The 18,937-nt window shown below is 76.3% G+C and carries 15 protein-coding genes and 1 pseudogene; 11 read left to right on the forward strand and 5 right to left on the reverse strand.

Annotation, left to right across the window (positions count from 1 at the left end; all coding sequences use genetic code 11):
• Positions 1-18: 18 nt before the first annotated feature.
• Positions 19-1,377, reverse strand: coding sequence for an NsdA family TPR-like regulatory protein (locus ABTZ17_RS02970; RefSeq protein ID WP_352193711.1), 1,359 nt, complete (start codon positions 1,375-1,377; stop codon positions 19-21).
• Between the two features lie 235 nt (positions 1,378-1,612).
• On the opposite strand from ABTZ17_RS02970, the gene ABTZ17_RS02975 reads away from it, so the two are divergent.
• From ABTZ17_RS02975 to ABTZ17_RS03010, 8 genes and pseudogenes are all read left to right on the forward strand, one after another.
• Positions 1,613-2,581 carry an ACP S-malonyltransferase gene (locus ABTZ17_RS02975; RefSeq protein WP_352193767.1) on the forward strand — a complete coding sequence of 323 codons (969 nt, stop codon included), beginning with the start codon at positions 1,613-1,615 and terminating at the stop codon, positions 2,579-2,581.
• 216 nt (positions 2,582-2,797) lie between these two features.
• A complete protein-coding gene (locus ABTZ17_RS02980; protein ID WP_352193712.1) occupies positions 2,798-4,813 on the forward strand; it encodes an acyl-CoA dehydrogenase in 2,016 nt (671 codons plus the stop codon).
• A 200-nt stretch (positions 4,814-5,013) separates the two neighbouring features.
• Positions 5,014-6,039 (forward strand): annotated as a pseudogene (locus ABTZ17_RS02985) (3-oxoacyl-ACP synthase III family protein); the annotation flags it as partial.
• Between the two features lie 365 nt (positions 6,040-6,404).
• The gene (locus ABTZ17_RS02990; protein WP_352193713.1) at positions 6,405-7,307 is read left to right on the forward strand and encodes an SDR family NAD(P)-dependent oxidoreductase; all 903 of its coding nucleotides are present in this window, start codon (positions 6,405-6,407) and stop codon (positions 7,305-7,307) included.
• 89 nt (positions 7,308-7,396) lie between these two features.
• Positions 7,397-8,422: a beta-ketoacyl-ACP synthase 3 gene (locus tag ABTZ17_RS02995; RefSeq protein WP_352193768.1), complete on the forward strand. Its 1,026-nt coding sequence runs from the start codon at positions 7,397-7,399 to the stop codon at positions 8,420-8,422.
• A gap of 120 nt (positions 8,423-8,542) precedes the next feature.
• Positions 8,543-8,833, forward strand: coding sequence for an acyl carrier protein (locus tag ABTZ17_RS03000; RefSeq protein WP_352193714.1), 291 nt, complete (start codon positions 8,543-8,545; stop codon positions 8,831-8,833).
• On the forward strand, positions 8,830-10,068 hold the full coding sequence (locus ABTZ17_RS03005; RefSeq protein WP_502994580.1) for a beta-ketoacyl-[acyl-carrier-protein] synthase family protein: 1,239 nt from the start codon (positions 8,830-8,832) through the stop codon (positions 10,066-10,068). The genes ABTZ17_RS03000 and ABTZ17_RS03005 overlap by 4 nt, the downstream gene beginning before the upstream one ends.
• A 372-nt stretch (positions 10,069-10,440) precedes the next feature.
• On the forward strand, positions 10,441-11,310 hold the full coding sequence (locus tag ABTZ17_RS03010; protein ID WP_352193715.1) for a DUF1206 domain-containing protein: 870 nt from the start codon (positions 10,441-10,443) through the stop codon (positions 11,308-11,310).
• A 120-nt stretch (positions 11,311-11,430) separates the two neighbouring features.
• Here the strand turns inward: ABTZ17_RS03010 and ABTZ17_RS03015 are convergent, their stop codons facing one another.
• Positions 11,431-12,681, reverse strand: a complete 1,251-nt coding sequence (locus tag ABTZ17_RS03015) for a PP2C family protein-serine/threonine phosphatase (protein WP_352193716.1) — start codon at positions 12,679-12,681, stop codon at positions 11,431-11,433.
• A 123-nt stretch (positions 12,682-12,804) separates the two neighbouring features.
• Entirely contained in the window at positions 12,805-14,181 is a 1,377-nt protein-coding gene (locus ABTZ17_RS03020; protein ID WP_352193717.1) for a glycosyltransferase, read from the reverse strand.
• A 136-nt stretch (positions 14,182-14,317) separates the two neighbouring features.
• Here ABTZ17_RS03020 and ABTZ17_RS03025 point away from each other — a divergent pair, with 136 nt between their 5' ends.
• A complete protein-coding gene (locus ABTZ17_RS03025; protein ID WP_352193718.1) occupies positions 14,318-16,378 on the forward strand; it encodes a glycosyltransferase in 2,061 nt (686 codons plus the stop codon).
• Between the two features lie 57 nt (positions 16,379-16,435).
• Here the strand turns inward: ABTZ17_RS03025 and ABTZ17_RS03030 are convergent, their stop codons facing one another.
• Positions 16,436-16,894 (reverse strand): TIGR03618 family F420-dependent PPOX class oxidoreductase, encoded by a 459-nt coding sequence (locus ABTZ17_RS03030; RefSeq protein WP_352193719.1) that lies wholly within the window; start codon positions 16,892-16,894, stop codon positions 16,436-16,438.
• A 148-nt stretch (positions 16,895-17,042) separates the two neighbouring features.
• Here ABTZ17_RS03030 and ABTZ17_RS03035 point away from each other — a divergent pair, with 148 nt between their 5' ends.
• Complete coding sequence (locus tag ABTZ17_RS03035; RefSeq protein ID WP_352193720.1) at positions 17,043-17,456, forward strand: hypothetical protein; 414 nt, start codon at positions 17,043-17,045, stop codon at positions 17,454-17,456.
• A 278-nt stretch (positions 17,457-17,734) separates the two neighbouring features.
• On the forward strand, positions 17,735-18,397 hold the full coding sequence (locus ABTZ17_RS03040) for an alpha/beta fold hydrolase (protein ID WP_352193770.1): 663 nt from the start codon (positions 17,735-17,737) through the stop codon (positions 18,395-18,397).
• A gap of 101 nt (positions 18,398-18,498) precedes the next feature.
• On the opposite strand, the gene ABTZ17_RS03045 is transcribed toward ABTZ17_RS03040, so the two are convergent.
• The gene (locus ABTZ17_RS03045; protein WP_352193721.1) at positions 18,499-18,930 is read right to left on the reverse strand and encodes a hypothetical protein; all 432 of its coding nucleotides are present in this window, start codon (positions 18,928-18,930) and stop codon (positions 18,499-18,501) included.
• Positions 18,931-18,937: the final 7 nt, after the last annotated feature.

Consider the following 18,937-nt stretch of genomic DNA (forward strand, 5'->3'; position numbering starts at 1 on the left):
ACGTGTGAGCCCGCGCCTTCAGGGCGTCCGGTGCCCGGACTGGAGGGCCCGGGCCAGGTCCCGTACCTCCGCCGCCGACCGGTTGCGGCCGTAGGGGCGCAGCCGGGCCACGCAGGTCTGCAGGTGGCGGCGGGCGCGGGCGCTTTCGAGGTCGGGGTAGGAGGCGAGGAAGGTCCGCCAGGCGCGGCAGGCCAGGTCCAGGTGGCCCTGGTCGAGCCTGGCCTCGGCGAGCAGGGCCGTCGTCACGGCGCGCGAGCGGCCTTCCCGGCCCGGGCGGTGCCGCAGCGACATCTCCAACTGGTGGGCCTCGGTGCGGAAGTCGCCCTCGGCGCGGGCGATGGCGGCCCGTTGGAAGGCCAGTGAGCCGCCGTGGAAGGCGCCGACGGGGGTGTCGGCGGGGGCGTCCCGGCCGAGGGCTTCCTCCGCGGCGCCGAAGTGGGCGCGGGCGGCGTGTCGGTCGCCGAGGGCGGCCCGGGTGGCGGCCCGCTGCCCCAGCAGGAAGGCCCGTTGGTGCGGCGGGGCGCAAGGCAGGCCGATGGCCACGGCCGACTCGGCGAGCAGGTCGGCGCGTTCGGGGTGGCCGAGGGCCAGGGCCTGCACGCTCATCCCCCGGGCGCACAGGGCGTATCCGAGCCGGTCGCCCGCCTCCCGGGAGAGGGCGGCGGAGACGAGGTAGTACTGCTGGGCGGTGCCGTGGAGGTCGGAGTCGTAGTGGGCGAAGGCGCTCAGGTAGCTGAGCTGGGCGGCCGTGGTCAGCAGGTGGCGGCGGGTGGCCTGGCGGGTGCCCTGGCGGAGCCAGGAGGCGACCGAGGTGGCGAGGTAGACCCGGATGACCTCGCTGACCAGGCCGCCTCCGAAGGCGGCGTCGTGGCGGGAGAACAGCACCAGCGGGTCGTGGGTGCCGGCCGGGTGCCCGCTGCCGCGGGTGCCGGTGGGGAAGGGCTGGCCGGGGGTGGGGGAGAGGCCGGTGACCGGTCCCCACCGGGGCAGGTCCTGGGCCGCGGGTGAGAAGGGCTGGGAGCCGGCGTTCCGGTGGTGGGCGGGGACGGCGGCGAGCCGTTCGAGCCGGCCGGCGATGTCCCCGCGCGCGGGGAGCGCGGGGCCTGGATCGGTGCCGAAGGCCGTGGTGAGCCCGGCCTGGGCGGGGGTGACGCGGCGTCCCAGGCGGCGCGAGAGGGCCTCCGCGACCAGGGCGGCGAGGGCGGGGCGCGGCACGGTGCCGGCCAGCCAGTGCCACACGCTGCTGCGGTCGCAGCGGGTCGTCAGGTGTTGGCCGGCGGCGACGGCGTTCACCGCGCGCGCCAGTTGGGCTCCCGTCCACTGGGCCTCCGCGAGCAACTGCCGCAGGGCGTGGTTGGGGGCACGGCCGGTCGTCATGGTCCCTCCCCGGTCGAGCGGGCCGGCCGGGCACCGCGGGCACGGGGCTTGTCCGGCATGAGCGGAATTTCAACTTCCGCTGCTTTTCAACACATCGGGCCCCAGGAGGAGCGGACAAAGGCCCCCGAACGGGAGCAGTCTCAAGGGTGTGGCCGAAGCGCCGACCGAAGAAAGGGCGCACAGGAACATGACAGGCGCATATCCAGCGTGCTGTCCGAAAGGGGCTGTCACCGTGATGTACACGGTCCACCTGTTCCCGGGACAAGGGGACTTCGCCGTCGGCGCGCTCCTCAGAGGCGCCGCGGAGGGCCGGATCCTCCGCCGGACCCTCACCGAGGTCTTCCGGGAGGTCGACGAGGTGGCCGCCGACCTGGGCATACCCCCGGTCGGGGCCCGGCTGCTGGGAGGTTCCCCGCCGAGCACCGGGGAGCTGGCCCGCGCCCTGCCCGGCACGCTCCAACTGGCCGCCTACGGCTCCTCGCTGGCCGTCCACCGGGCCCTGGCGGAGCGCCGGGGGAGCGCACCGGACGCCGTCCTCGGGGTCAGTTTCGGCGAGATCGCGGCCCTCGCCGCGGCCGGGGTGCTGACCGTCGCGGACGGCGCGGTCGCCGCCCACGCCCTCGCCCGCGTCCTCACCGGCTGCCCCGGCGGCCTCGTCCTCCTGGCCTGCGGGGAGGACCGGGCCCTCGGCCTCCTGGACGCGGCGCACGCCGACCGCACGGTCATCGCCTGCGTCAACGACGCCACCGAGACCCTCGTCAGCGGACCCGTCGAGGAGCTGGCCCGGGTGGAGGAGCACGCGGCCGGCGTCCACGTCCGGGCCACCCGGCTGCGCCTCCCCTTCAGCTCCCACCACCCACAACTCAAGTCACAGGCTGACGAGTTCGCCGAGGCGGTGCGGATCCTCCCGGTCGGGAGGGCGGCCTTCCCCGTCTACTCGGCGGTCGCCGGACGCGCGTACACCGCCGAGGACGAGCCCGCCCGGGTCCTCGCGGACTGCCTGGTCCACCCCGTGCACCTGCCCCGCGTCCTGCGGATCCTCCGCCTGCGCGCCCCCGGCCGGCGCCTGTACTGCCACGAGGCCGGCACCGGCTGCGCGCTGGCCCGCAACGCGGCCCGGGTGCTGTCCGCCGAGGGCGGCCGGGCCACCGTCACCGCCCCGCTCGCCTCGGTCGACGGCCACCCGCCGGGCGGGCTCGTGTGACGGAGCCGGGCACCGCCCGATCCGTCCCCCCTGTCTCCCGTCCTCCGGTCCTCCGTCCTCCGGTCCCGGTCGTACCCCGTCCCCCGTTGCCGCGCGGCCCCCGCCCGCGGCCCGCGCCCCGCCGCCGTCCCGCACCCGAATCCCCCTCCGTCCCGCCTCCCGTCCGTCCCGACCGTCGGGCCCGAGCGCCCGCACGCCCGCACCGCGGAGTCCCTGATGCCCCCTGAAGTCGCCGCCCGCGCCGAAGTCGACCCGAGCGGCCTGCGCCGGCTCGTCCACGGATCCTGCCCGCCCGACTACCTGCACGCCCTGCACAGCGCCCTGACCGGGCCCGTCGCCCCAACACCGGGCGCACCCACCCCCACGGAGCCCCCGCCGTCCGACGGCCCCGCCCGCGAGCGGGCCGTCACCGCCCGGATGCGTCTCCTCGCCGGAGCCCTGCCGCCCGCCCGGCACCTGCTCCGCGACCCCGACCGGCTGGCCGCCCTGCTGGCCTGGACCGCCGTCGCGGACCCCCCGCTCTGCATGGCCTTCATCACCCACACGGTGCTCTGCCTCGGCTCCATGGCCCACCTCGCGCCCGAACACGCCGCCCTCGACAAGGAGTTCCAGGCCCTGGAGACCCTCGCGGCCCGGGGCGGATACCTCATCACGGAGGCCGGGCAGGCCAACAGCCACCTCGCGACCCGCACCCGCGCCGTCTTCGACCCCCGCACCAGGGAGTTCGTCCTCACCACCCCCGACGAGACGGCCGCCAAGTTCTGCGGAATGAGCACCCAGGACGGCCCCCGCACCGTCGCCGTCCTCGCCCGCGCCGTCGCCGCCGACGGACAGGAGGGAGGCGTCTTCCCCTTCCTCCTCGACCTCACCCACGGCGAGGGACCCCTCCCCGGCGTCGAGGTGTCCTCCCCGCTGACCGTGGGCGCCCTCCCCCTGGAGTACGCGCAGGTCCGCTTCACCGGCGCCCGCGTGCCGTACGACCGCTGGCTCCGGGACACCGCGTCCGCCGCCGCCGACGGCACCCTCCACGACCCGCTCGGCAGCGCCGACACCCGCCTCCAACGCACCCTGCGCCCCGGCCAGGACCTGTGGGGCACCCTGCCGTCCGCCGCCGCCGGCATCGCCCGCCTCGCCTCCGTGCTCGCCGTCCGCTACGCCCGCGACCGCCGCACCCAGGCCCGGATGGCACCCGGCCGCCCCCTGCTCGACTACCGCAGCCAGCAGCACGCCGTCCTCGGCTCCCTCGCCGAATCCTTCGCCCTCACCTGCGCGGCGGCCCGCGCCCGCACCCTGCTCGCGCGCACCGTCCGCACCGCGGTCCCGGCGCCGGCGACGGAACCGCCCCGCGACACCCCCACCACTCCCGGGGCCACCGCCCCCGCGACCACCGGTGCGCCCCCGGACGCCGGCGGCTTCGCCCCGTGGACGGCCGTCAGCAGACCCCTGTCCGCGTACAAGGCCCACACGGTGCGCGCCGCCCTCCGCGTGGTCGCCACCTGCCGTTCGCACACCGGCTTCTCCGGCCACCTCGACGTCAACCGCCTCGCCGACTACCACGGCTTCCTCAGCGCCCTCGAACCCGCGGGCGGCGACAGCCGGCTCATCTTCTACGACCTCGGCCGCGCCCTCGCCGCCGACCGGCCGCCCCGCCCCCGCCCCGCCGAACGCACCGCCCCCGGCGACCCGTACCCGGCCGGAGCCCGCTGGTGGCAGCGGACCGCCCACGTCCACCGCGACCGCCTCACCCGGCAGCTCCGCGCGGGCCGCGACCGCCGGAGCGCCGCCGGACTCGACGAGTTCGAGGTGTGGAACCCCCTGCTGGACGCCGCGGGCGAACTCGGCGCCCTGTACGCCGAATGCCTCGCCGCCGACGACGTGGTCCGCGCCCTGGACGGCCCTGACCTGGACGGCACGGACCTCCACGGCCCGGACGCGCACGGCGACACCACCGTCCCCCGGGACGCCCTGGAGGCCCTGGCCGCGCTCGGCGGGGTGCGCGCCGCACAGCGCTGGTCCGGCTCCCTGCTCGCCGCGGGCACCCTCGACGCGGAGACCGTACGGGCCCTGCCCGCCGCCGTGGACCGGCTCTGCGACCGGATCCTCCCGCACCTGCCCGCACTGGAAGCGGCGTTCGGCTTCCCGGACGACCTGGTGGGCGCCCCGATGGCCCGCCCCGACTATCACCGGGCCCTCACCGCCACCCTGACCTGGCAGAGCGGAGACGCCTCGTGAACGCCGCGACCACCGCCACCGGAGCGCACGACCCGATCCCCGACACCCCGATCCCCGACACCCCTGTGTCCGAGACCGCGGTGTCCGAGACCCCGGCCCCCGACACCCCGGCCCCCGACACCCCGCTCACCGAGCCCCCGCCGTCCGGCTCCCGGACCGGGGCCGGTGCCGGCCCGGCCTCCACCGGACACCGCATCGGCATCCGCGGCGCCGGCAGCTACCTCCCCGACCGGATCCGGGGGAACCGTGAGGTCGCCGAGGCCACCGGGGTCACCGAACAGTGGATCGTCGAACGCACCGGGGTCCGCGCCCGCCACACCGCCTCCCCCGACCAGGCCGCCTCCGACCTCGCCGCCGCCGCGGTCCGGGCCGCCCTCGCCGCCGCCGGACTCGACGCCGCCGACCTCGGCCTCCTCGTGTGCGCCTCCTCCACCCCCGACGAACTGGGCCCCTCCACCGCCTGCCGCGTCCAACACCTCACCGGCGCCGTCCACGCCGTCGCCCTCGACGTCAGCGCCGCCTGCTCGGGCTGGCTGTTCGCCGTCAAGGTGGCCCACGACTGGCTCCGCGCCGACGGCGGCGGCCGCTACGCCGCCGTCGTCGGCGTGGAGGCCTACTCCAAATTCCTCGACACCACCGACCGCGGCACCTCCGTCCTCTTCGCCGACGGCGCCGCCGCCACCGTCCTCGGGCCCGTCCCCGACGGACACGGCTTCACCGACTTCGACCTCGGCTCGGACGGCTCCCTCGCCGGCAGCGTCCTCATCCCCGGCGGCGGCAGCCGGCGGCCCGCGAGCGCCCGCACCCTCGCCGACGGCAGCCACCGCATCCACATGGACGGCCGCGTGGTCAGCCGCTTCATCCGCGACACCTTCCCCCGCCTCGTACGGGAGGCCCTGGCCCGCAACCGGCTCACCCTCGACGACATCGACTGCGTGATCGCCCACCAGCCCAACCCGGTCCTCCTCCACGGGCTCGGACGCGGCATGGGCATCCCCGAGGACAAACTAGTGATCGTCGGCGACGAAGTGGGCAACATCGGCGCCGCCAGCGCCCCGTACGCCCTCACCACGGCCGCCGCCCGGGGCGCCCTCCGCCCCGGCGACCGCGTCCTGGTCGTGGTGTTCGGCGCGGGCATGACCTGGGGCAGCGCCCTGCTCACCTGGAGCGGCGGTTCCGCGATCCGCATCCGACCGGCCGCCGATGCCCACGCGGTCGCGGCACCCCGCGACGGAACCGGCGGCGCGGACCGACCCGCGGCCCCGCACGCCCGCCCCGCCGGGTACGTCCCCACCGCCCCCGCGGGGCCCGATCCCGCCCGGGTGCCCGCCGCACGGCGCCCGCCGGCCCCCGCACGGGTTCCCGGAGCGGCCACCGCCCCGGCGCACGCGGCCGGTCCGCCCCACGCCACCGGCCCGTTCCGACCCGGCGCTCCGGCCCTCGCCCAGGCTCCGGCCGTCCCCCTCCCGTCCTCCCTCCTCGGCGCCGTCGCACCGCCGCCCCCGACCACGACGTTCGCCTCCACGTCCACCACGTCCACCACGTCCACCACGTTCGGCCCCACCGCCCCCGGAACGGAGAACTCCCGCACATGAGCACCACCCGCTCCGCCCCCACCGTCCCCCGCCCGGCCGCCCCCGAGGAGGCCCTGTTCACCCTCCCCGAGGCGTTCCGCCTCGACGGCGCCCGCGCCCTGGTCACCGGGGCCTCCCGGGGCATCGGCCGGGCCTGCGCCGAGACCCTGGCCGCGGCGGGCTGCGACCTGGTCCTGAGCGCCCGCACCACCGGGGCCCTCGCCGCCACCCTGGACGCGGTCGAGGGGATGGGCCGCAAGGCCGTCGGCCTCGCCGCCGACCTCGGCGAGCGCGGCGCCGCCGCCGACCTCGCCGAACGGGCCGCCCACGCCCTCGGCGGCCTGGACGTCCTCGTCCACAACGCGGGCACCCTCCCGACGGCCGCCGACGCCACCCCCGTCGTCGCCCCCTTCCACACCTCCGACCAGGCCCAGTGGGAGACCGTCCTGTCGGTCAACCTCAACGCGACCGCCGAACTCTGCCGCGCCGCGCACCCGCACCTGGCGGCCTCCCCCCGGGCGGCCCTGGTCCTCATGTCCTCCGTCGCGGGCCTCATCGGCACCCCGATGATGGAGGCGTACGCCGCCTCCAAAGCCGCGCAGGTCTCCCTCGGCCGCAGCCTCGCCGTGGCCTGGGCCCGGCAGGGCATCAGGGTCAACGTCCTCTGCCCCGGCTGGATCCGCACCGACATGACCGGCTTCGCCGCCGACGCGGCCCCCGTGTCCGACTGGCTCATGAGCCACGTGCCGATGGGGCGTTGGGGAGAACCGGCGGACGTGGCCCGGGCCGCGCTCTTCCTGGCCTCGGCCGCCTCCTCCTACATGACCGGTCACGCGCTCGTCCTCGACGGCGGGCTCAGCGTCCCCGACGGCGGTCTCGCCGGCATCCCCAAGCCCCCGTCCCCCTTCACCGCCCCGTGACCCCGACCCCGCCCGCCTCCTCGCCGACCCCGACCGCACCCGCCTCCTCGCCGACCGCGCCCGCCACCGGATCCGCCGGCCCCACCGCCGTGATCACCGGCATCGGATCCTGCCTCCCCGCGCACAGCCTCGACAACGACGAGGTCATCCGCACCGGCGCCCTCGACACCACCGACGAGTGGATCCGCACCCGCACCGGCATCACCCGGCGCAGACGGGTCACCCCCGGCACCGCCACCGGAGACCTCGCCACCGCGGCCGGCCGGGCCGCCATGACCTCCGCGGGCCTGCGCCCCGACCTCGTCCTCCTCGCGACCACCACCCCCGACCGCCCCTGCCCGGCCACCGCCCCCGCCGTCGCCCACCGGCTCGGCCTCGGGGAGGTCCCCGCCTTCGACCTCGCGGCCGTCTGCTCCGGGTTCCTCTACGGACTGGTCACCGCCACCGCCCTGCTCCGCGCCGGGGTCTGCCGTACGCCCCTGGTCATCGGCGCCGACACCTACTCCGCCATCATCGACCCCCACGACCGCGACACCGCCGCCCTGTTCGGGGACGGGGCGGCCGCCGTGGTCCTCACCCCCGGACCGGCCGACGCCCCCGGCTCCGTCCTGCACGCCGCACTCGGCTCCGACGGCTCAGGGGAGGAGCTGATCACCGTCCCCGGCGGCGGCTCCCGCCACCCCGCCCGGCTGCCGCAACCCCTCCGGGAACCCCACTCCTTCCGGATGCGCGGCCGCGAGGTGTACGCGCACGCCGTCCGCCGCATGACCGGCTCCGCGCGCACCGTCCTCGACCTCGCGGGTTGGCCCGCCGGGACCGTCGAAGCCTTCGTCGCCCACCAGGCCAACCAGCGGATCCTCGACTCGGTGGCCGACCGGCTCGGCATCGGGGACCGGAACCGGTTCGGCAACATCGACCGGCTCGGCAACACCGCCGCCGCGTCCATCCCGCTCGTGATGGCCGACCCGGAGGTGCACGCCGCGGTCCGCCCCGGCGCCCGGACCCTCCTCACCGCCTTCGGCGGCGGCCTCACCTGGGGCTCGATCGCCCTGACCTGGCCCACCGCCGTCCCCCACCGGCTCCCCGTCGAACAACCACCCGCCACCGACACCTGACCCCACCGGAAACCTGACGACCACCGACACCTGACGACCACCGACACACGTGAGACCCCGATTCCCGGGGAGCACGGCACCCGACCCGTCGAACAACCACGCGCACAGGAGCAGCACGTCATGGAAACCTCCACTCCCTCCCCCCGCACCCACCTCCTGACCACCCTCACCGAGAAGTTCGAGATCCCCGCCGACCAGCTGTCCCCCGAAGCCACCTTGGGCGAGCTCGGCATGGACTCGCTGGCCATCATCGAGCTGTACGTCACCCTCCAGGACCACTGGGCCGTGCCACTGGACGACAGCGCGGCGGGCCCCGAGATCACCGTGGGGGAACTGGGCAGCACCCTCACCGGACTGCTGTCCGACCGGGCCGGGCAGCGGGACACCGGGCACCACGGGGCCGGTTCGTGAACCTGCCCGCCGCCGCCCCCCTGGCCGTGACCGGCACCGGCATCGTCTCTCCCGGTGGCAACGGCACCGACGCCACCTGGGAGTTCCTGTGCCGGGGCCGGTCCGCGGCCCGCCTCGACCCGGCCCTCGACGGCACCCCGCTCCCGCTGTCCTGCCGCGTCCCCGCCTTCGAAGCGAAGGACTCCGGGCTCGCCCAACCCTGGCGGTACGACCGCAGCACCCAACTGCTGGCCGCCGCCGCGCACGAAGCGCTCGGCCGGGCCGGACTGCGGCCCGAGGACTGGGACCCGGACCGGGTGGCCGTCGTCGTCGGCTCGGCCGCGGGCGGCATCGAAACCCTCGAAGCCGCCCACCGGCGGCTCCTCGACGGCGGCCCCGCCGCCCTCTCCCCGCACACCCTCACCGGCTACCTGCCCAACCTGTCCGCCGCGGGCCATCTCGCCCTCGCCCTGGGCGTCACCGGCGCCGCCCTGCACACCTCCACCGCCTGCGCCTCCGGCGCCACCGCCGTCATCACCGCCGCCCTCCTCATCGCCTCCGGCGCCTGCGACATCGCCCTCGCCGGCGGCACCGACGCCATGGTCACCCCGCTCTGCTCGGCCGCCTTCGCCAAGATGGGCGCCCTGTCCCGCCGCACCGACGATCCCGCCGCCGCCTCCCGCCCCTTCGACAAGGACCGCGACGGCTTCGTCCTCGCCGAAGGCGCCGGGCTGCTCGTCCTCGAACGCCCCGCGCACGCCGCCGCCCGCGGCGCCCGCCCGCTCGCCGTGCTCTCCTCGTACGCCGCCACCAGCGACGCCCACCACCCCGTCGTACCCGACCCCGGGGGCCGCGGGCTGCGCACCGCCGTCGGACGGGCTCTCGCGGCGGCGGGGGCCGCGCCCGCCGACGTGGACCACATCAACGCCCACGGCACCAGCACCCCCCTCAACGACCGGACCGAAGCAGCCGCCATCCGGTCGGTGTTCGGGCCGGACGGCCCCTCCGTCACCTCCGTGAAGGGAGCCCTCGGCCACACCATGGGCGCGGCGGGCGCCATCGAGGCCGCCCTCACCGTCACCTCCATCGCCCGCTCCCAGGCACCGCCCACCGCCAACCTCATCGCACCCGACCCGGCCGCCGCCGCCCTCGACCTCGTCGCCGGAGCGCCGCGCTCCCAGCGCATCGGGCTGGCCCTCAGCCACTCCCTCGGCTTCGGCGGACACAACACCGTGCTCGCCTTCGCCGGCCCGTGAGCCCCGCCCTGCCGCTCACCCGCCCTGCCCCTCACCCGCCCTCGACCCTCGCCCGCCCCGGAGCCCGGCGGTCGGGCCCACGGCCTCCGCCCTGCGGGCGCATGGCCCGGGCCGGTGGGGGTACCCGCGCCGTGACCGGCCCTGCCGGTCCGGCCGGCCGCGGAGTGCGGCGGCCGCCGCAGGCCGGGGAGGAGCCCACCCATGCATTCCGTACCGACCGTCAGAAACCGGCCCGGTCCCGTACCGGGTGCCGCGCCGGAGCCCGGAGCCGCCTCCGGACCCGGACCCCGGCCCACGGCCGGACACCGGCCGGAGCCCGCCCCGACGGCCGCGATACCGACGGCCGCCGCCCTCACGGACGGGGCCTGAGCCATGAGCGGCGCAAGCGCGGCGCGGGTGGCGCGCCAAGGACTGCGGTCCGCCGACCGGGGCGGTCGGGCCAGGGAGATCACGGCCCGCAGCGGGCTCGCCGCCCGCGGGTTGCTGTACGTGCTCATCGGGGCCCTCGCCGTCCGCATCGCCTTCGGATCGGGCGGCGAAGAAGCCGACCGGCAGGGCGCCCTGAGGGCCCTGAACGAGACCCCCGGCGGCACCGTCCTGATCTGGGCGGTCGGACTGGGCCTGGTCGGCATGGTCCTGTGGCGGCTCTCCGAGGCCGTCTTCGGAGCGGCCGGACCGGACGGCGACAAGCCCCTCAAGCGCCTGACCGCAGGGGCCCGGGCCGTCTTCTACACCTCGGCCGCCTTCTCCGTCCTCGCCTTCGCCACCGCCGAAACCAGCGGCAGCGGCGGGGGATCGGGCGGCGGGTCCGGCCGCGGCTCCGGGGACGCGCAGTCCCGCGACTTCACGGCCAAGGCCATGGAACTCCCCGCCGGCCGCTGGCTGGTGGGCCTCGTCGGCCTGGCCATCGCCATCGCGGGCGTCGTCATCGCGGTCAAGGCCGCGAAGCGCAGCTTCCGCAAGCACCTGGACATGAGTGGGTCCTCGGCCCGGTGGCGCACCGCCGTGGACGTCCTCGGCGTGGTCGGCGGGCTGTCCCGGGGCGCCGTGTTCGCCGCCGCGGGCGGCTTCGTGATCTACGCGGCCGTCCGCTACGACCCCGACCAGGCCAAGGGCGTGGACGCCACCCTGCGCTCCTTCGCGGCCACCCCGGCCGGCCCCTGGCTCCTGGTCGCCGTGGCCGTCGGCCTGGTCCTCTTCGGCCTGTTCTCCTGGGCGATGGCCCGCTGGCGCAAGGTCTGAGGCCCCCGCGGGTCCGTACGGTCGGCAGGTCCGCGCGGTGCGCGGGGCCGGTGCGGAGTGCGGGGAGCGCTCGGGTCCCCGCACTCCAGCACCGGCCCCGACCGGGCCGGCGGGGTGCCGTCACCCGGGGTCGGGCCCGCTGTCCTCCGGTCGGTGCGGGCCCCGGGCGCGGGGCCGGGCGGCCACCGCCGCGACGTCGTCCTCGGCCGCGCGGACCCCGAGCCCGTCGCACACCGAGTCCACCAGCTCCGGCAGCGGGGCCCCGGCGTCCACACGGAGCCGGGTCAACCGCGCCAAGGAGACGTCGATGTCCTCGCCGCGCCGCTCCACCAGCCCGTCGGTGTACAGCAGCAGGGTCTGGTCCGGGTCGATCGGCCGGGCCAGGGCCTCGTACCCGCCGATGCCCGTGCCCAGCGGCGGTCCGACGGGCACGTCGAGGAGCAGCCCCGGTCCGTCCCGGCCGAACAGGACGGGCGGCAGGTGCCCGGCGCTCGCGTACAGGGCGGTGCCCCGGGCCGGGTCGATCCGCACCAGCAGGCAGGTGGCGGGACGCCGGTTCGCGTCGGAGGCCGCCAACGCGTCCATCTGCCGCAGCACCCGGTGCGGGGCGAGGTCGGTGGAGGCGATCTCGCGCAGCACGGCCCGGTAGGCGTTCATGTCGACGGCGGCCTCGATGCCGTGCCCCATGACATCGCCGATCACCAGCAGGGTCCGGCCGAAGTGCAGCCGCACCGTCTCGAACCAGTCCCCGCCGACCAACGCCCGCCCGCCGAGCGGCAGGTAGCGGCTGGCGATCTCCAGGTTGGGGTGCGGCCGCCCCGGCTCCGCGACGAGGGCCCGCTGGAGCTCCGCGGCGGTGTCCTCCACCGCCGCCAGCCGGCGCCCGTACCCGATGTGGACCCCGGCCAGCCGGGCCGCGTAGTGCAGGGTCGCCAACTCGTGGTCGTCGTACGGGAGCCCGGTCCGGACGACCAGCAGTCGGCCGAGCGGCTCCGCACCGCCGATCAGCGGCACCACGACCCCGTGCACCGGCTTCGCCGGGTCCCCGCCCGTCCACGTCCGCAACGGCTGTCCGTCGTCGGAGCCCCACACCGCGGAGCCCGCCGCCGGGCCCGGCCCCTCCAGCAGCTCCACGGCCCCGGCCGCCGCGACCCGCTCGGGCCCGGCACCCCCGTCCGCCTCCACGGCCGCCGCGTCACACAGCCCGGCCGCCCCGTCGGGTCCGTCCGTACCGCCGGGCCGGTCCGTGCCGACCACGAGGAACCGCACCAGTTCCCGAGCGGTCCGCCGCTCGTCCGTACTGGTCCCGATCCGGTCGAGCGCCGCCTCCACGGCACGCAGTCGCGCCTCCAGCGCCCTCCGCTCCGACACCCTCTCCGAACACCCCTTCCCGGCCATCGGCCACCCGGCCCAGGAAGGCATTCCACCAGCCGACGCCCCCGCGGACCGGTCGACCCACCGCGTGTCGCGGCGGAGCCCATGCCGCGGGAGCCTTCAGGGACGCGGTCGGCCCCCGCCCGGCGCGGCCGGCCGCCCGGAACCCTGCCGGTCCATCACCTCCAGGAGGCGTGCCGCGGCGTAGCCCGGCCCGAGACCGTCGAGGCCCCGAGAGCGACCGGCCGTTGCCGGGCCGATGACGGTGCGCAGCGTTTCGAGCGCCTGCGGGACGTCGTCGGGCCGCAGTGCGTTCGGGTCGCGCACGAGTCCCACGCCCAGGCGTTCCGCGTCCCGTGCAATGGCGAACTGGTCGCTGGAGAAGGGGAGGAGCAGTGCGGGCACGCCGGAGCGCAGGCACTCGGTGAAGGAGTTGTTCCCGCCGTGGTGCACCATCGCGTCCACGTACGGGAGAAGGGCCTGCTGGGGAACGGACGGCACGATGACGACGCGCTCGTCGGCGAGGTCGGCGAGGGCCGCCGTCCGTCCGCCCGCCGCGACGATCACAGCGGTGCCGGTCCCGGTCGCTTGTCGGAGGGTCCCGGACACGACGGTGCGCAGCACGTCGTCGCGTGCGGACAGGAAGGTGCCCAGCGCCACGAGGACGACCCGGTCCGCGGCCCGCCGCAGCCGACTCAGGATCCGCGACCACGTGTGGTCCAGAGGAGGGGGATTCCCGGTCATGTGTCCGGCGAAGACGTGCTCCGGGCCGGTCGGGACCGGGGGGAGCCAGGGCAGCTGCGGGTACGCGTACAGGACGGCGTGCGGAGACGTGAGCGCGAACGCGCGACCCGGCACGGGGGCCCCGGGGGCGTTCGCGCGCACGAAGGACGCGAAGAGTTCGGTGAAGGCGTGGTCGTTGTCGCGCGCGGCCTCTTCGAGCCCGATCAGGGCGCTGGGGTCCGGGCGCACGGCGGCGGGCCAGTCGTAGGGGACCCCGAACAGGAGGCCGGGCGCCGCGGGAACGTAGGTCGGATGCCCCGGACAGTACGTCGCGTACCGGGCCCGCAGACAGTGCAGGCCGAGCGTCGCGGAGTACGCCAGTTGGTCGACCAGGTACCAGTCGGGCCGCACGCGTGCGTCGAGCTCGCGCAGCCGCGCGAGTACGGCCTCGGGCTCGGCCAGCATGTCCGCCCGGCGGTGCCGGGCCTGGAGGACCAGCGCAGGGACCGCGCCCCGCCGCGTGGCGTCCAGGAACTCCGCCAGCCGGAGGGCCTCACCGCGTTCCTGGGCCGTGGTCTCCGCGATACCGGTGTTCGCGTTGCGCGTGACGGCCAAGGGCACGAAGCGGGTGCCCGTTTCCACGGCGAGGTCCTCGAACGCCTCCGTGCAGGCGAAGAACACGTTGGCGCCGCGCTCCCGCAACGCGGCCGCGAGCACGGACAGCGGGGCGGCGTGCGAGCGGAAGGGAGGACTGATGATGACGACCCGAGGCATGTACAGGGCTTCCGTTCCCTTCCCGCCGGCGGATGCACCGGGCGACATCCGCCCGCGCCGTTCCCGTCTGTGCATCCGCCGTGACGTCGTGACCGGAATCTGCTGCGTCGCCATACGTCTGTACGAGGGAGTCCTCGTGTTCGATTTCACGACGGAGCGGGGGAGTACCCGCACCGCCCCCACCGCGGCGGGTCCGGATCCGCTGGCCTCGGCCCGCGAGGCCTTCTACGGAGCCCCCGCGCGGGAGGGACAGCCCGGCGAGCCGCCGCATCGCCCCGGCGACGACGGCTCGTGGGTGCTCCTGGACGCGGAGTACGGGCCTCGCCCCCTTCGCCTGGCGGCCCACGGTGCGGCGCCCCGCCCGAGCCGGGAGGACGCCGTCGTCGCCTCGCTGCGCCGGGCCTGCCGCCTCGATGTCACCCTCACCCCCGAAGCGCTCCTGGCCCACGCCCACCGTCATCCGATGTTGGCTTCGGTCCTGCGGGAGATGTGGCCCGACACGGTCCGCCGCCACGGGACCGCCGACGCCGAGGAGGTCCTGCGCCACCTGTTGTACGCCGCGCCCGACGCCTCCCGCACCGCGTTCTTGCTGGACTGCGCCGCGTCGACGGGCTTGCGTCCGCTCCCGGCGGCGGAAGCGGCGCGGCGAGTGGCGAGCCCGGACCGGCGAGTGCGTCACGCGGTGTGGCGCTACCTGCACCTCCTGCCCGACGGCGCGTCCCACCTGCCGGCTCCGGACGCCGCCGAGGACCCCTACGAGAGGCTCCTTCTCGCCCCGCCCGTCCCCGATCCGCAGGACGTCCGCGCCGGACCCGGCGTCACCGTCGCGCAGACCATGCTGCAAGGCGACCTCGACACCCCGGGCCAGGGCGCGAGCGGAGGCATGGCCGTCCTGCTCGGTGCCCTCGGGGACGAGCTGGCCGCACGCGACGGCATCGGTCGCGTGCTCACCGTGGTGACCGCCGGCCGCGACTCCCTCGCCCGGGACGCCCGCCTCCTGCGGCGGCGCGGTCCGGGCCACTGGGTGTTGCGACTGCCCCTCGACGCCCCCACGGCTCCCCGCCCGGACGAGTGGCCGGACCACCGGCCCGCACTCGCCTGGTGGGCCGAACGCCTTTTCGCCTCACCGTTCCGGCCGGATATCGTCCACGTGCGGTACGCGGACGACGCCGCCCTGGCCCTCGCCCACGCGGCGAGCCGGGTCCGGGCCCGTCTCCTCTTCACCGCCACCCCCGATCCGCACCGCACCCTCGTCCGCAAGTACGCCGAGGCGGCGGCCGGCGACGCGCACGCGGAGAACGCCCTCCGTGACGACCTCCACCGGGTCTTCTGCGCCGACCGCCTGGTGGCCCGTGCCGACACCGTCGTGGCCATACCGGGACGTACGGGTACCCGCGATCTGCTCCGCTACTTCCCGGTCCTGCGCACCCGGTACGGCGTGGAGGGCCCACCCGCCCCTCCGGAAGGCATCGCCCCCTATGCGCCGGTCCGGCAGGAGGAAGACCTGCGGCGCCGCCTGCTCGGCGGACTCTTCGCGGACGGCAGCCGTGTGGACGCGCTGTGCCCCGAAGACCGTTCCCTTCCCCTGCTCCTGTGCGTGGGCCGGCTGCACCCCGTCAAACAGCAGGACCTCCTGGTGCGCACGTGGCTGACCGCCGAACTGTGGCGCACCACGACCCTCGTCGTGATCGGGGGGACCCCCGGCGACTCCGCGGCTCCCCACGAGCGGCAGATGCGTGCCGCCATCGACCGCGTGCTCCGCGACCGCGACTCCGTCGCGGCACGCCGTCTGGCGCTGGTGCCCGCCATGCCCAACAGCACCGTCCGGCGGCTGGAGCACGCCCTGGCCGATCCGGTGGCGGGCGCACCTGCCTGGTACGTCTGCCCCAGCGCCAAGGAGGAGTTCGGGATCGCCGTCCTGGAGGCGATGGAGGCGGGTCTGCCCGCCGCGGGACCCCGCCGCGGGGGAGTGCCGCACTACCTCCGCGACGGAGTCAACGGGATCCTGCTGGACACCTCCACTGCGGCCGGTCTCGCGGCCGGTCTCCACAGGATCGCCGCCTTCCCAGAGGAGCGACGTCGCTTCCTGGGAACGGCCGCCCGGGAAACGGTGGCGAGCCGCTACGCGATCACGGACATGGCGCGGGCCCTCGCCGACACCTACCTGGCCACCGACCCCTCCCCCGCACGGCAGTGAGACGCCGCGGCGGGCGGTTCGCACCCGTGCCACCCGTCGACGCCGCAGGCGCGGCGCTCAGCCTTCGATGTCGAGCGCCGTTCCGTAGAGGCGGGAGACCTTCAGCCTGATGACCAGCCGGCGTTCGGCCACCTGATCGGCGAGGAAGGCGTCCGTGTCCTCGGGCCGCGCCGCGTCGGGGATCATCGCGAGGAGTTCCCGCCCGGTCGCGTCGCCGGGCTCGGTGCTGACGGCGGAGAGCTCGGCCTCCCCCTCGGCCACGGCGAAGGACCACACGTCACCACCCGGCACATGGACGGCGGCACGCGGATCCCGCCCGAGGTGGCCGACCTTCACCCGGTCGGCGGTGGTGGAGAAGCGGATCACTCGCTCCGCCGGGTCCCAGCTGTAGGCCATGGTGGTCAGGTGCGGATGGCCGCTCCGCTTGTTCGTGGCCAGAGTGCCGAAGCGCTGCGTCTCCAGCAAGGTCGAGAGGGCTTCGTCGGACAGGATGCGCGGTGCGGGACCTTGAGTCATGTCACCCCCAACTCCCGTACGGCGCAGCGCATTCCTGCCGTCGTGGAATCCCGTCCGGGGCCCCGCCGGGGGTTCGGCGTGTGGGCCGGCCGATTCCGGGCACCCGCACGGTATGAGCCATGACAGGACCCAGGACAGGACCCATGCCATGACCCGTGACACGAACCCGGACGGTGGCCGGCTCCGCGACGGCGTGCCGCGGCCCGAATCCGCACCCACCCTCCGGCTGACCCTTCCCGACCTCCTGCCCTTCCCCGCCCCCGCCACCTCCGCGGTCCGCGGGCCGGCCCGGCAGGGCGTCCGGCTCGTCGGCTTCGTCACGGCCGGGCCCGGCGGGGTGATGACCGACGAGGTCGGCGCGATCACCGGTGAACTGGCCCTGGCCACGGAGCGGCTCGGCGACGGCACGGCGGCCGTCTCCGTGCAGTACGCGGGAGCCTGGGAGTGGTACACGCTCACCGGTAGCCCCGTACCGGTCCCCGAGGCGGGTCTGGCCCGGCTGCACGAGGAACTGCTCGACGCCGTCGCCGAAGGTGACGCCACAGTGCCCCTGCGGCACTGACGGCGCCCCCGACCCATCCGGCCCGCTCCCCGCTCCGAACCCGTTGCGTAGGCTGGGAGGGCCGGACGCGCACGGTGCTCCGGCGGCAGGGAGGGCCGGCAGTGGGGCAGGGGCATGGGCAGGGGCACGAGGTGACAGCGGACGCGCGGACGGCTCCGGATCCGGCCAAGGGTACGGGCACGGGCAGTGAAACCGGTATCGATTCCGGCACCGGTACGGGCACCGGTGCCGGGACGCCCGAGGTCGCGGGCACGGGAGCGCCCGCGGGACCGAGTCCCCTGGTGCTCCTCACCGGCCCGCGCGCCCCGCGGACACCGGCCGCGGCGGTCCTGCTGCTCCACGGGGGCCGCGAGCACGGAGTCGAGCCGCCGCCGTCCGTCCTGAACCTCCCCGGCCTGCGCATGCGGCCCTTCGAACGCGCCGTCCGACGGGCCACGGCGGGCCGGGACGTGCTCCTCGCACGGGTCCGCTACCGGCACCGGGGCTGGAACGGCCGTCGGGCGGACGCGGCCGAAGACGCCCTCCGGGCACTGGAGGAACTCCGGGATTCCCTCGGACCGGTGCCCGTGGTCCTGGTCGGGCACTCGATGGGGGGCCGGGCGGCGCTGCGCGCGGCCGGCGCGCCCGGGGTCCGCGGGGTCGTGGCCCTCGCTCCCTGGTGCCCGCCCGAAGAACCCGTCGAGCACCTCCGGGGCCGCCGGATCATCGCCCTCCACGATCCGGTCGACCGGGTCACCCACGCCACGGACACCTGGGCCTTCCTGGACCGGGCCCGTGCCGTCGGCGCCGAGACCACGGCCTTGCGCATGGACCGTGGCGGCCACGCCATGCTCCGGGGCGCCGGCGACTGGCACCGCCTCGCGGCCGGGGCCGTCACCGAGCTGCTGGCCCTCCCCTCACCGGCCGACACGACAGCGGCCCCGGCGCCGGGAGGCCCCTGACCGGACACGGCCCCGGTCCCACCCCGGCGGCGGAGCCGGTCCACGTCGTCACCCCCGTGCCGGCGCCCGTGCCGACGCGCGGCACAGCGTCCGGGACAGGGTCAGTGCACGAAGGTGTAGCTGCGCCACGGGCCCGCGCCCGGCGCGATCTGGTCCTGCAGCGTCGTGGCCAGGTACGTGAAGGGGCCCTTGCACGCCTTGTCCGGGTACAGGCGCATGTCGATCAGCGTCCCGTTCTGCACCACCTTCGCGCCCTCCACGAGCTTGTGACAGCCCTTCACGGAGGGGCTGGTGTCGTCGATGACCAGGTGACCCGCGCCCTCCTCGACCGCGACGGACTGCTCGCCCTCCTCGACGTGCACGTCGGCCGTGGCGTGTTCGGAGGTCTTGGCCGCCGACTCGTACATCACGGGCCCGACCGCCGTCCGGCCCAAGGAGGAGCAGGCCGTCGTGGACAGGGCCAGGGCCAGTACGGCCGCGGCGGCGGCGCTCAGGCGGCGCCGCCGGGCACCGGAACGGGTTGCTGCGGTCATGGTGGTC

The organism is Streptomyces sp. NPDC097619 (genome assembly GCF_040302735.1).
Taxonomy (GTDB): Bacteria; Actinomycetota; Actinomycetes; order Streptomycetales; family Streptomycetaceae; genus Streptomyces.

Coding starts and splice junctions, on each gene's coding strand:
- ABTZ17_RS02970 (WP_352193711.1), bottom strand. CDS start 1,377: ATGACGACCGGCCGTGCCCCCAACCACGCCCTGCGGCAGTTGCTCGCG.
- ABTZ17_RS02975 (WP_352193767.1), top strand. CDS start 1,613: ATGTACACGGTCCACCTGTTCCCGGGACAAGGGGACTTCGCCGTCGGC.
- ABTZ17_RS02980 (WP_352193712.1), top strand. CDS start 2,798: ATGCCCCCTGAAGTCGCCGCCCGCGCCGAAGTCGACCCGAGCGGCCTG.
- ABTZ17_RS02990 (WP_352193713.1), top strand. CDS start 6,405: ATGAGCACCACCCGCTCCGCCCCCACCGTCCCCCGCCCGGCCGCCCCC.
- ABTZ17_RS03000 (WP_352193714.1), top strand. CDS start 8,543: ATGGAAACCTCCACTCCCTCCCCCCGCACCCACCTCCTGACCACCCTC.
- ABTZ17_RS03010 (WP_352193715.1), top strand. CDS start 10,441: ATGAGCGGCGCAAGCGCGGCGCGGGTGGCGCGCCAAGGACTGCGGTCC.
- ABTZ17_RS03020 (WP_352193717.1), bottom strand. CDS start 14,181: ATGCCTCGGGTCGTCATCATCAGTCCTCCCTTCCGCTCGCACGCCGCC.
- ABTZ17_RS03030 (WP_352193719.1), bottom strand. CDS start 16,894: ATGACTCAAGGTCCCGCACCGCGCATCCTGTCCGACGAAGCCCTCTCG.
- ABTZ17_RS03035 (WP_352193720.1), top strand. CDS start 17,043: ATGACCCGTGACACGAACCCGGACGGTGGCCGGCTCCGCGACGGCGTG.
- ABTZ17_RS03045 (WP_352193721.1), bottom strand. CDS start 18,930: ATGACCGCAGCAACCCGTTCCGGTGCCCGGCGGCGCCGCCTGAGCGCC.